Annotated in this window: 14 protein-coding genes; 9 read left to right on the forward strand and 5 right to left on the reverse strand. The window is 64.9% G+C overall.

Annotated elements, in window-relative coordinates:
- Window positions 1-23: 23 nt before the first annotated feature.
- On the forward strand, window positions 24-1,616 hold the full coding sequence (locus AC1Q5P_RS07300) for a hypothetical protein (RefSeq protein ID WP_492518580.1): 1,593 nt from the start codon (window positions 24-26) through the stop codon (window positions 1,614-1,616).
- A 12-nt stretch (window positions 1,617-1,628) separates the two neighbouring features.
- Here AC1Q5P_RS07300 and AC1Q5P_RS07305 read toward each other — a convergent pair whose 3' ends face one another.
- Entirely contained in the window at window positions 1,629-2,885 is a 1,257-nt protein-coding gene (locus AC1Q5P_RS07305) for an aspartate kinase (protein ID WP_039333413.1), read from the reverse strand.
- An 84-nt stretch (window positions 2,886-2,969) separates the two neighbouring features.
- On the opposite strand from AC1Q5P_RS07305, the gene ubiG reads away from it, so the two are divergent.
- Complete coding sequence (ubiG, locus tag AC1Q5P_RS07310) at window positions 2,970-3,722, forward strand: bifunctional 2-polyprenyl-6-hydroxyphenol methylase/3-demethylubiquinol 3-O-methyltransferase UbiG (protein WP_062346718.1); 753 nt, start codon at window positions 2,970-2,972, stop codon at window positions 3,720-3,722.
- 3 nt (window positions 3,723-3,725) lie between these two features.
- A complete protein-coding gene (locus tag AC1Q5P_RS07315; RefSeq protein ID WP_039333409.1) occupies window positions 3,726-3,905 on the forward strand; it encodes a hypothetical protein in 180 nt (59 codons plus the stop codon).
- A gap of 161 nt (window positions 3,906-4,066) precedes the next feature.
- Here AC1Q5P_RS07315 and AC1Q5P_RS07320 read toward each other — a convergent pair whose 3' ends face one another.
- Complete coding sequence (locus AC1Q5P_RS07320; RefSeq protein ID WP_492518581.1) at window positions 4,067-4,474, reverse strand: acyl-CoA thioesterase; 408 nt, start codon at window positions 4,472-4,474, stop codon at window positions 4,067-4,069.
- Window positions 4,475-4,544: 70 nt separating this feature from the next.
- Window positions 4,545-5,258 (reverse strand): NAD-dependent deacylase, encoded by a 714-nt coding sequence (locus AC1Q5P_RS07325; protein WP_492518582.1) that lies wholly within the window; start codon window positions 5,256-5,258, stop codon window positions 4,545-4,547.
- 35 nt (window positions 5,259-5,293) lie between these two features.
- Here AC1Q5P_RS07325 and dapB point away from each other — a divergent pair, with 35 nt between their 5' ends.
- From dapB to AC1Q5P_RS07340, 3 genes are read left to right on the forward strand one after another with little or no spacing between them, the layout of a single operon-like run.
- Window positions 5,294-6,022, forward strand: coding sequence for a 4-hydroxy-tetrahydrodipicolinate reductase (gene dapB / locus AC1Q5P_RS07330; protein WP_039333406.1), 729 nt, complete (start codon window positions 5,294-5,296; stop codon window positions 6,020-6,022).
- A gap of 1 nt (window position 6,023) precedes the next feature.
- Window positions 6,024-6,734, forward strand: coding sequence for an endonuclease III (gene nth, locus AC1Q5P_RS07335; RefSeq protein WP_492518583.1), 711 nt, complete (start codon window positions 6,024-6,026; stop codon window positions 6,732-6,734).
- Window positions 6,731-7,135, forward strand: coding sequence for a hypothetical protein (locus AC1Q5P_RS07340; RefSeq protein ID WP_062346710.1), 405 nt, complete (start codon window positions 6,731-6,733; stop codon window positions 7,133-7,135). The genes nth and AC1Q5P_RS07340 overlap by 4 nt, the downstream gene beginning before the upstream one ends.
- Window positions 7,136-7,138: 3 nt before the next feature.
- Here AC1Q5P_RS07340 and AC1Q5P_RS07345 read toward each other — a convergent pair whose 3' ends face one another.
- Together AC1Q5P_RS07345 and aroC are read right to left on the reverse strand one after the other, a co-directional pair.
- On the reverse strand, window positions 7,139-8,458 hold the full coding sequence (locus tag AC1Q5P_RS07345) for a dicarboxylate/amino acid:cation symporter (RefSeq protein WP_492518584.1): 1,320 nt from the start codon (window positions 8,456-8,458) through the stop codon (window positions 7,139-7,141).
- Between the two features lie 90 nt (window positions 8,459-8,548).
- On the reverse strand, window positions 8,549-9,631 hold the full coding sequence (aroC, locus tag AC1Q5P_RS07350; RefSeq protein WP_492518585.1) for a chorismate synthase: 1,083 nt from the start codon (window positions 9,629-9,631) through the stop codon (window positions 8,549-8,551).
- Window positions 9,632-9,706: 75 nt separating this feature from the next.
- On the opposite strand from aroC, the gene AC1Q5P_RS07355 reads away from it, so the two are divergent.
- The 3 genes from AC1Q5P_RS07355 (at window position 9,707) to AC1Q5P_RS07365 (ending at window position 10,680) form a co-directional block, all read left to right on the forward strand.
- A complete protein-coding gene (locus AC1Q5P_RS07355; RefSeq protein WP_492518586.1) occupies window positions 9,707-10,018 on the forward strand; it encodes an antibiotic biosynthesis monooxygenase family protein in 312 nt (103 codons plus the stop codon).
- Window positions 10,015-10,362, forward strand: a complete 348-nt coding sequence (locus tag AC1Q5P_RS07360) for an arsenate reductase (RefSeq protein ID WP_492518587.1) — start codon at window positions 10,015-10,017, stop codon at window positions 10,360-10,362. Before AC1Q5P_RS07355 ends, AC1Q5P_RS07360 begins: the two co-directional genes overlap by 4 nt.
- Before the next feature lie 186 nt (window positions 10,363-10,548).
- Window positions 10,549-10,680, forward strand: coding sequence for a twin-arginine translocation signal domain-containing protein (locus AC1Q5P_RS07365; protein ID WP_492518591.1), 132 nt, complete (start codon window positions 10,549-10,551; stop codon window positions 10,678-10,680).
- The last annotated feature ends 68 nt before the right edge of the window (window positions 10,681-10,748 follow it).

The raw sequence follows: 10,748 nt of genomic DNA on the forward strand, positions 1-10,748 counted from the left end.
CGGGCCGAGTGGGGAAACGGGAAATGCGTCAGGCTTTCGGAAGGTTTGCAGCGGGCAGGATCGCTGCCGTCATGGCAGGCGGCCTTGTCCTGTGGGCAATCTGGCGCCTTTTCGCGGGCCTTTCCGTCAGCAGCTTCTGGCAGGACGAAATCTTCTCGATGCGTCTGGCAGAGCAGCCGACGTTTACGGCCATGCTCGCGCGCGCGGTGCAGGACACGCACCCGCCGACCTTCTACTCCCTGCTGTGGGGGTGGGTCCGCATGGCGGGCTTTGACGAGCCGTCTGCGCGGCTCCTGTCGGTGGCATTCTCGCTCGGCTTGATCGCCGCCGTGCTGGTCTTGCCCCGGCCCGGCACAAGGCTGCTCCCTCGCCTGTTGGTTGCCGCCCTGGTGGCATCTTCGCCCTTCTGGGGTGAACACGCCGCGGAGGTCCGATCCTATGCGATGGTAAGCTTCGTGCTCGCCGTTGCTGCGCTGGCATCGTCGCGCGTGGCTGCGGCAACTTCGGCTGCAGGTCCGGCAAGTGTCTGGGGTGGCATGTTCGTCGCTGCGGCAACGCTTGCCAGCGCGACCCACCTCTTCGCGCTCTACGCATCGTGCTGGATGTGCGTGGCGCTGGTGCTGGCGCGTCCGGAGGCGTGGCGGCTCGCGCTCGCCGGCCTGGCCGGGACGGCGCTGGCGGGGATGGCCTATGCCGCCCAGATCCTCCTATTCCACGACTTCGGCGTCTCGGCCAAGATCTTCGCGCCGAGCGTGAGGTTCCTGGCCGCCAGCGTGCAAAACGGCCTACGCACGGGCGGAACCCCGGCCATGCTTGCTCTGGCCGCGGCGTGCCTGCTTGGCGGCGCGATTGTCCTGATCGGCAAGCGCAAGACGCCGCGCCAGGAAAAGGCGCCGCTGCTGCACGACCTCGCCCTGCTCTGCGGCCCGGTCATCGTTACGCTGGCCGGGCTGATTGTCACTCTCGTGGTGCCCAGCATGAATTATCGCGGTCCTCAGGTGGGGCTGGTTCTCGGCTGGTGCGGGCTGATCGGCCTGCTGGACTGCCTTTTGCGCAGATGGCCAACGCTGACAACGATCGCCGGCCTCGCCGCGCTCCTTGTCACCGCGCTCGAGCTGGCAACCTGGCAACGCCCCACACCCTTGCCGTCAAAGCAGGATTTCCGGTCCCTCGCCCGCCATCTCGCCAGCTTTTCTGCCTGCAGGAACGCAGTCGTGCCCGTCTTGCGCAACGTCGAGGAAGTCCCGGACTTCTCGCCTGCCAAGGAAATCGGCCTGCGCCAGCATATGCAGGACCGGTTCGGCTACTATGAGCGCGCAACCTGGCACGATTACCGCCCCTTCGTCATCATGCACGGAGCCTACGTGCACGCATGGGCGCCGCGTGATCTGCTCGCTGCCCGGATCGCCGGGACCGATCCTTGCCCCGTCCTTGCCGTGGTCGCCGATATCCGCAGCTACCGGCCCGAGGCCATCGAAAAGACCATGCGCGTGGCAATCAGCGCGAACGGGGGCGACCCCAGCCGCCTGACAGTGCGCTGGTTTCCCCACCATGGCGGAGGAAGACCGGGCCGGATCGTGCGCCAGCTCGCGGTCTTCTCGCTGTCGTCCCCCTAAGGGGCAGAAGGATTATTCGCCGTCCATCTCGTAGGCGGTGTGCAGCACGCGCACGGCGAGTTCGGTCTCGTCCTCGTCGATCAGCACCGAGACCTTGATCTCGCTGGTGGTGATCGCCTGGATGTTGATGCCACGATCGGCCAGCGCGCGGAACATCGTTGCGGCAACGCCTGCGTGGCTGCGCATGCCGACACCGACGACGCTGATCTTGGCGACCTTGCTATTGGCCAGCATGCGGTAATAGCCGATCGTGTCCTTGCGCTCTTCCAGCAGCGCCTGGGCACGGGCGAGGTCAGCCAGCGGGACCGTGAAGGTCACGTCGGTCTCGCCCTTGTCCTTGGCGATGTTCTGGATGATCATGTCGACGTTGATGTTGGCGGCGGCCAGCGGGCCGAAGATCGCGGCAACCGCGCCCGGACGGTCGGAAATGCGCGTCAGGGTGATCTTGGCTTCGTTCTTGTCGGCAGCGATGCCGGTGATCAGCTGGCGTTCCATATCCAATCCTTCAAGCTCTTCGTCAGAGACAATCATCGTTCCCGGAATCGTATCGGCAGCGGGCGCATCGTCATCGATGAACGAGGACAGCACCTGCACGCGCACGCCTTCCTTCATGGCAAGGCTGACCGAACGGGTCTGCAGCACCTTCGAGCCGACCGAGGCCAGTTCGAGCATTTCCTCGTAAGTGACGTTCTTCAGCTTGCGCGCCTTGGCGACGATGCGCGGGTCGGTGGTATAGACCCCGTCGACGTCGGTGTAGATGTCGCAGCGATCGGCCTTGACCGCCGCCGCCACGGCCACCGCAGAAGTATCCGAACCGCCACGGCCCAGCGTGGTCACGCGGCCCTTGTCAGACACGCCCTGGAAGCCGGGGATCACGGCAATCTCGCCCGAGGCCATCGAGGCCAGCACCGCTTCCGAATCGATGCCTTCGATGCGCGCCTTGGAATGGGCATCGTCGGTATGGATCGGCAACTGCCAGCCGAGCCATGAACGCGCCTTGCAGCCCAGCGCCTGCAGGTGCATCGCCAGAAGGCCAGACGTCACCTGCTCGCCGCTGGCCACGACCACGTCGTATTCGGCCGGATCGTAAAGCGGGTTTGCCTCGCGGCAGAAGTTGACGAGGCGGTCGGTTTCTCCCGCCATGGCCGAGACGACCACCGCAACCTCGTGCCCCGCGGCCTGCTGGCGCTGCACGATGCGCGCCACGCGGCGGATGCGCTCGGTTCCGGCCATCGACGTGCCGCCGAATTTCATCACGATGCGGGCCAAGGGCTTGCTCCTGAAGTCTTGCGCGTAAGAATCTTGCCCGCAAGGTCGGTGGACCTTGCAGCGCGGGCGCTTTAGGGACGGCTTATGAGCAATGCAACCTCTGCGAATACCATTCGCCCAGCGACCATCAGAGAATCTGAAGCCGCCCACTTCGGCAAGCTGGCGGCGGACTGGTGGAACCCCAAGGGCTCCTCGGCCATGCTGCATAAGCTCAACCCGGTGCGCCTCTCCTTCATTCGCGACGCCATCGACGCGCATTTCGGCAACGATTCGCGCGTAGCAAGGCCACTGGCTGCCAAAAGGGCGCTCGACGTCGGTTGCGGCGCCGGCCTGCTGTGCGAACCGCTGGCCCGGCTCGGCGCGGAAGTGACCGGGGTGGACGCAGCCGAAGAGAACATCGCCGCCGCCCGGCTCCATGCCGAAGGTTCAGGGCTCGGCATCGACTACCGCTGCGGCGATGTCGGCCAGCTCGGCCTTGCAGGCTACGACCTCGTCACCTCGATGGAAGTGATCGAACACGTGGCCGACAAGGCCGCCTTCATTGCTGCACTGGAGGCTGCGCTCGCCCCCGGCGGGCTGATGATCCTCTCCACCCCCAACCGCACCACGCGCTCGCGCCTGCTGCTGGTCGAAGGCGCAGAGGCCATCGGCATGGTGCCCCGGGGCACGCACCACTGGGACGATTTCATCACGCCGGTCGAACTGCACGACCTGCTCGAGGACGCGGGCCTCAAGATGGGCAATCCCATGGGCATCGCATGGAGCGTGTCGAAGGGCCTGCACCTGTCCGACGACCTCGCGCTCAACTACATCGCCACCGTGACCCGGAAGGATTGAGCCATGGCCGAACGCTTCGAACGCCACAAGCAGGCCTGGACCGCCGACGAAATCAGCAAGCTGCACACGCTCGCCAAGAAAGGCATGGCCCTCAAGGCCATCGCCAAGGCCCTCACCCGCAGCGAGGAATCGGTCAAGCAGCGGGCCAAGAACGACGGCCTTTCCATCGCCAAGCTGCGCTGAGGCCTCTGCCCTGCCCCCGCTCATCCGGAGCTTGTCGAAGGCTGCCTGGCGCACGATGCTTCGACAGGCTCAGCATGAGCGGCGGTGATGAATTTGCTAAAAAATCCGCTCGTCCTGAGCTTGTCGAAGGACACTGGCTTGGCACGAAGGCGCTACGAGGTTCACTCCGCCGCAGAAGGCAGGAACTTCTCGACCAGTTCGCGCGCCAGCCGGGCCGGGCGGAGCGTCTCGGCATCGAGGCAGCACCAGCTTGATTTCACTTCGGCCAGCACTTCCTCGCCGCGCTTGATGATCGTTTCGTAGAACGCGCGTGCACCCTGCACTTTCTCGAGGATCACGTGGGCAATCACGGGGTCATTGAGGAAGGTCGGGCGGCGGTAGGTGATCTCGTGCTTCAGCGCGACCCACAGGTGCGCGGCGACCGCCTCGGCCGGGGCCAGCGCATGCCAGTGGTCGATCACCGCATCCTGCACCCACGTGAGGTATGAGGCGTTGTTGACGTGGCCCATGAAGTCGATGTCATCGGGCTTTACGGCGATTGGGACGAGATGGGGGATCACGTTGCTCACACTGATGTAGGTAACATGATTCGCGGCACTTTGACAGGCGCGAGATCACCCTTTTCGCTGCAGCAACACTTTAACTTGAGAGAAGTTCCTCAACCCATGCCGGGACGATCTCCGTAGCGGCGCCAAGACGGGTTTCGTGGAACCACGCCGACCCCTGACTACGCTCGAGATTGAGCTCCAGCGTCTGCACGCCAAGGTCCCGCGCGGTGCGGACCAGCCCCGCCGCCGGATAGACTGCACCAGACGTGCCGATCGATACGAACAGATCCGCTTCCGAAACCGCCCGATAGATCTCGTCCATCCGGTAAGGCACTTCCCCGAACCACACCACGTCCGGACGCAGCGCCTGCATGCCGCAAGTCGGGCACTCTGGCCGATGGAGCAGCGGCCCGGTCCAGCGGTGCCGCCGGTCGCAAGAGGTGCACCACGCCTTGAGGTGCTCGCCATGCATGTGCAGCACGTTCAGCGCACCGCCCCGCTCGTGCAGATCGTCGACGTTCTGCGTGACGATCAGCACTTCGCCACCCGCCCGCTTCGCCCATTCCCGGTCGAGCCGGGCCAGCGCGTAATGGGCGGCGTTGGGCTCCTTGGTCTGGATCGCCTCGCGCCGCATGTCATAGAACCGCAGCACCAGGTTCGGGTTACGCGCGAAGGCCTCGGGCGTCGCCACGTCCTCGACCCGGTGCTGCTCCCATAACCCCCCGCCTCCGCGAAAGGTATCGATACCGGACTCTGCAGAAATTCCGGCTCCGGTAAGAATGACGATATTGCGTGGGGTGCTCATCACGACCATGAAGCACGCGACGTGAAGGATAGGCAATGACCAGAATCGGAATCATCGGCAGCGCTGGACGAATGGGCAATGCGCTGCAGGCAGCAGTTGCAGCAGCCGGGCACGAATTTGCCGGCGGGATAGACAAGGGCGGCGACCCGCTCGCCCTCGCCCAGTCCAGTGACGTGCTGGTCGATTTCTCCGCACCGGGCGCATTGGAATTCAATCTCGATGCCGCGATCCACACCGGCGTGCCCATCGTCATCGGCACCACCGGGCTCGAGGAGCGCCACCACTGGCTGATCGATTCGGCAGCGGTAAGCATCCCCGTGCTGCAGACCGGGAACACCTCGCTGGGCGTGACCTTGCTCAGCCACCTGGTGCGCGAAGCTGCCTCCCGCCTCGGCGAGGACTGGGACATCGAGATCGTCGAGACCCACCACCGCATGAAGGTCGACGCGCCCTCGGGCACCGCGCTGCTGCTCGGCGAAGCGGCAGCCAAGGGGCGCGGCGTGCATCTGGCCGATGAAGCCGTGCGTGGCCGCGATGGCATCACCGGCGCGCGCAAGGCCGGCACGATCGGCTTTGCCGCCTTGCGCGGCGGCTCTGTCGCAGGCGACCACTCGGTCCACTTCCTTGCCGATAACGAACGCCTGACCTTCTCCCACCTTGCCGAGAATCGCGGCATCTTCGCCAAGGGCGCGATCCGCGCGGCGGAGTGGATCATCGGCAAGGCACCGGGCCGCTACACCATGCCGGAAGTGCTCGGGCTCTAAAATGAAGTCGGCGGACATCTTCGAATTTTTCCGCCGCCTCGCCGAGGCCAACCCCTCGCCCGAGACAGAGCTGGAATACGGCAACGTCTACCAGTTGCTGGTGGCCGTCACGCTCTCGGCACAGGCGACCGACGTCGGCGTGAACAAGGCGACGCGCAAGCTGTTCGCCATCGTCAAGACGCCGCAGGACATGCTCGACCTTGGCGAGGAGGGCCTGAAGCAGCACATCAAGACCATCGGCCTGTTCAATTCCAAGGCGAAGAACGTCATGGCCATGGCCGAAATCCTTGTGCGCGAACACGGCGGCGAGGTTCCGGCAGACCGCGATCTCCTCACGCTGCTCCCCGGCGTTGGCCGCAAGACCGCCAACGTCGTGATGAACTGCGCGTTCGGTGCGGAAACCTTTGCGGTCGATACGCATATCTTCCGTGTCGGCAATCGCACCGGCTTTGCGAAGGGAAAGACGCCACTCGCCGTTGAGAAGGGGCTGGAGAAGAAGGTTCCCCAGCCGTTTCGCGTCGGCGCGCACCACTGGCTGATCCTGCACGGACGCTATGTGTGCAAGGCGCGGACGCCCGAATGCTGGCACTGCGGGCTGGTTGATCTTTGCAGCTTCAAGGGCAAGGTTCTGGAGAAAGGAGCCAAGCCCGCCCAGGCCAGGAAGGCAAAGGCTCCCGCAGGCCAGAAGGCAAGGAAGGAGAGCAAGGCATGAAGCGCGTGACTCCATTTCTGATCGCAGGGGTGGCACTGGCCGTGGCCGGCTGCACTGCCGATGCAAAACAGGGCAATGACGGCCACCGTAGCGACATTCCCAAGGCAAAGGTCGTCGGCAAGCCGGTCAATTGCCTGCCTCTCCAGACCATCCGCGAAAGCCAGGTCCGCGATGACTGGACCATCGACTTCCGCACCAGCGGCGGCCAGTGGTATCGCAACACCCTGCCCAACCGCTGCTTCAGCCTCGGGTTCGAGCGCGCTTTCTCGTACTCGACCTCGCTCACCCAGCTCTGCAATGTCGACATCATCACGGTGCTGGTGAACAACGGCGGCCCCGGCCCGATCAACCGGGGCGCCTGCGGCCTGGGCGAATTCACTCCGGTCGAACTGGAGAAATAGGGCCTACTTCTCGTAGTTGACCGGGTCGAGGTTAAGCCCTGCCCGACCATCGGCCACGGTATGGGCAGGTGCGTGCGGTGGCTCGGCATCGGGGTCCAGCGGGGGCTGCAACATGCCTTCCCACTTGGTGATGACCGAGGTCGCCACTGCATTGCCGACGACGTTGGTGGCGGTGCGCCCCATGTCCAGGAAGGTATCGACGCCGAGCAGCAGGGCGATGCCCTCGAGCGGCAGCCCGAATTGCGTCAGCGTGGCGGCAATCACCACGAGGCTTGCGCGCGGCACCCCGGCAATGCCCTTCGAGGTCACCATCAGCGTCAGCAGCATGGCGATCTGCTGCCCGATGGAAAGCTCGATGCCATAGGCCTGCGCGATGAACATCGTCGCAAAGCTGGTGTACATCATCGAACCGTCGAGGTTGAAGCTGTAGCCCAGCGGCAGCACGAACCCTGAAATGCGGCGCGGCACGCCGAAGCGGTCGAGTTGTTCGAACAGCTTGGGCAGCGCGGATTCGGAACTCGCGGTCGAAAACGCCAGCAGCAGCGGCTCTCGAATGTAACGCGCCAGAAGGAAGATGCGGCCCTTGAGGAAGATCCCGCCCAGCGTCAGCAGGATGATCCACAGCAGCAGCAGCCCGAAGTAGAACTCCGAGACGAACACGCCATAGGTCACGACGATGCCGAGCCCCTTGGTCGCGATCACCGAAGCCAGCGCCCCGAACACGGCAAGCGGCGCCATGCGCATGACATAGTCGGTGATCTGCAGCATGAGATGCGCCAGCGCCTCGCAGCCGCGCACGATCGGCGCCCCGGTCTCGCCGATGGCCGACAGCGCCACGCCCGCGAACAGCGAGAACACGAGGATCTGCAGCACGTTGTTCTTGGCCATCGCGTCGAGGGCACTGGTCGGGAAAATCTCGAGCACGAAGTGGCGCAAGGTGAAGTCCGCCGTCGCCAGATCGCCCACTGGCCCGGCGGCCGTGAATTCCAGCCCCACCCCTGGCTTGAAAAGGTTCACCAGCAAGAGGCCGAGACCGATCGAGATCAGGCTGGCGGTGATGAACCATGCCAGCGCCCGCCCGCCGATCCGGCCCAGCGCCGCGCTGTCGCCCATCCCGGCGATGCCCGTCACCAGCGTCGCCAGAATCAGGGGCGCGATGATCATCTTGATCAGGTGCAGGAAGATGTCAGGCAGCAGCTTCAGTGTATCGGCGATCTGCGCCAGCGTTTCGTCGCCCTTGGGATAGCTGATGTTGAGCACGTAACCGACGAGGATGCCGAGCACCATGCCGATCACGATGTAGAGGGTAAGGCGCTTGGCCAAGAAACGTGCTCCCGCAATTTTGTTGCAGAGGAGACTAACGACCTTTCACCAGCGGCTCAACCGCCGCCGATCTTTTAACAGCAGCCGCTTTTAGCCGACTTGCCCCCGGTGCAGCAGCTTCTGGTCCGCCAGCACCAGCGCCATCATCGCCTCTACCACCGGAACCCCGCGAATGCCCACGCATGGGTCATGGCGGCCCTTGGTGAACAGCTCGGTCGCCTCACCCTCTCGCGTGATCGTCGGCATCGGCGTGAGGATTGAGGACGTCGGCTTGAACGCCACGCGCACCGTCACCGGCTGCCCGGTCGAAATGCCGCCGGCAATGCCGCCCGCGTGGTTCGCCAGGAATTCAGGCGCCCCGGAACCCGGCCGCATCGGATCGGCGTTGCCTTCGCCGGTATTGCGCGCCGCCGCGAAGCCGTCGCCGATCTCCACGCCCTTGACCGCATTGATGCCCATCATCGCGTGGGCGAGTTCGGCATCGAGCTTGGCATAGAGCGGTGCGCCCCAGCCGGCCGGAACCCCCGTCGCCACGCATTCCACCACCGCACCCAGCGACGAGCCCGATTTGCGCGCCTCGTCGACCAGCTTTTCCCAGCGCGCCGCCGCCCACGAATCCGGGCAGAAGAAAGGGTTGCGGCCGATCTCGTCGGCATCGAAGTGATCCATGTCGATGCGGTCGCCACCGATTTCGCTCACCCAGGCAAGGATCTGGACTTCGGGGATGACCAGACGCGCCACGGCGCCAGCGGCCACGCGCGAAGCCGTCTCGCGCGCCGACGAGCGCCCGCCGCCGCGATAGTCGCGGAAACCGTACTTGGCATCATAGGCATAGTCGGCATGACCGGGGCGATAGGCCTTGGCCACGTCGCCATAGTCCTTCGAACGCTGGTCCACGTTCTCGATCATCAGGCTGATCGGCGTTCCCGTCGTGCGTCTGACACCATCTGGGCCCTCGAACACGCCCGAGAGGATGCGCACCTGGTCCGGCTCCTGCCGCTGCGTGGTAAAGCGCGACTGGCCGGGGCGGCGCGCGTCGAGGAACGGCTGGATCTGCGCCTCGCTGATGGCAAGGCCGGGAGGGCAGCCGTCGACCACCGCGCCAATCGCGGGCCCGTGGCTTTCGCCCCAGGTGGTGAAACGGAAGAGGTGACCGAAGCTGTTCAGGCTCATGGGATGGCGCTTTGTCGCAGATGCGCGGAAAAGTCCACCTTTCGGCGCGCGGGCCATCGCGCTATCGCTTGCCCCATGTTCCTCGTCGTCTTCCGCAACCGCAAGCGCGCCGATATCGATGCCGCCGCCTACTCTGCCGATGCCCAGGCGATGGAAGAGCTCGCCGTGCAGCAACCCGGTTACCTCGCCTTCAAGAGCTATACTGCCGACGACGGCGAGGTCATTGCCCTGTCTGAATGGGAGGATGAGGCATCGGCACTGGCATGGCGCCGCGTTGCCCATCACGCCGAAATGCAGGCAAGGGGCCGCACCGAATACTACGAGAGCTATACCCTTTTCGCGGGCACGCCAACGCGCGTGCACCGCTTCAACAGGCAGGACTCATGAGCATCACCGTCTACGGCATCCCCAACTGCGACACGGTCAAGAAGGCGCGGGTCTGGCTCGACAAGCAGGGCATCGCCTACACCTTCTATGACTACAAGAAGCAGGGTGCCGACCCCGCCCGGATCGCCCAATGGATCTCCGCCGCCGGACTCGACAAGGTGGTGAACAAGGCCGGCACGACATTCCGCAAGCTCGACGACGCCCAGAAAGCCACCCTTGCCGGAGACGACGCCCCCGCCGTGCTCGCCGAAAACACCTCGGTCATCAAGCGCCCAATCGTCGAGCATCCAGGCGGCTTGCTGGTCGGTTTCAAGGAGGCGGAGTGGGCGAACGCCCTGGCCTGATTTCGTGTCCCTGATCGCGCCAGTCCACCCGGCAGTTTCCAGTCGCAACCGTCGCCCCGGGCTTGACCCGGGGCCCCGCTTTTCTTCTGCGCGCCCGCGGAGCAAGGGAGCGGGATCCCGGGTCAAGCCCGGGATGACGACTGAGGGTGGTGCAAAGATAACTTGACAAAACGAACCATATAGGTTATATGCCCCGCCCACAGGTCAGGAGAGGGCACAAGGCCAACCCGCTCCTCTCCCTTCGGACGCCGACACATCCTGAAGGCATCCGGCGCGATCGGTGCGGCAGGTGCGCTGCGGGTTCAACGAGGGGCGTAAAGCCCAAGACCCACCGGGCAATCCCTGCCGTTATCCAAGGACAGACAGGACAACCCAGGGCTGATAGC

It is taken from the genome of Novosphingobium sp. GW835-FHT14H07 (assembly GCF_058793515.1).

Coding starts and splice junctions, on each gene's coding strand:
- AC1Q5P_RS07300 (WP_492518580.1), top strand. CDS start 24: ATGCGTCAGGCTTTCGGAAGGTTTGCAGCGGGCAGGATCGCTGCCGTC.
- ubiG (WP_062346718.1), top strand. CDS start 2,970: ATGAGCAATGCAACCTCTGCGAATACCATTCGCCCAGCGACCATCAGA.
- AC1Q5P_RS07315 (WP_039333409.1), top strand. CDS start 3,726: ATGGCCGAACGCTTCGAACGCCACAAGCAGGCCTGGACCGCCGACGAA.
- AC1Q5P_RS07325 (WP_492518582.1), bottom strand. CDS start 5,258: ATGAGCACCCCACGCAATATCGTCATTCTTACCGGAGCCGGAATTTCT.
- dapB (WP_039333406.1), top strand. CDS start 5,294: ATGACCAGAATCGGAATCATCGGCAGCGCTGGACGAATGGGCAATGCG.
- nth (WP_492518583.1), top strand. CDS start 6,024: ATGAAGTCGGCGGACATCTTCGAATTTTTCCGCCGCCTCGCCGAGGCC.
- AC1Q5P_RS07340 (WP_062346710.1), top strand. CDS start 6,731: ATGAAGCGCGTGACTCCATTTCTGATCGCAGGGGTGGCACTGGCCGTG.
- aroC (WP_492518585.1), bottom strand. CDS start 9,631: ATGAGCCTGAACAGCTTCGGTCACCTCTTCCGTTTCACCACCTGGGGC.
- AC1Q5P_RS07355 (WP_492518586.1), top strand. CDS start 9,707: ATGTTCCTCGTCGTCTTCCGCAACCGCAAGCGCGCCGATATCGATGCC.
- AC1Q5P_RS07360 (WP_492518587.1), top strand. CDS start 10,015: ATGAGCATCACCGTCTACGGCATCCCCAACTGCGACACGGTCAAGAAG.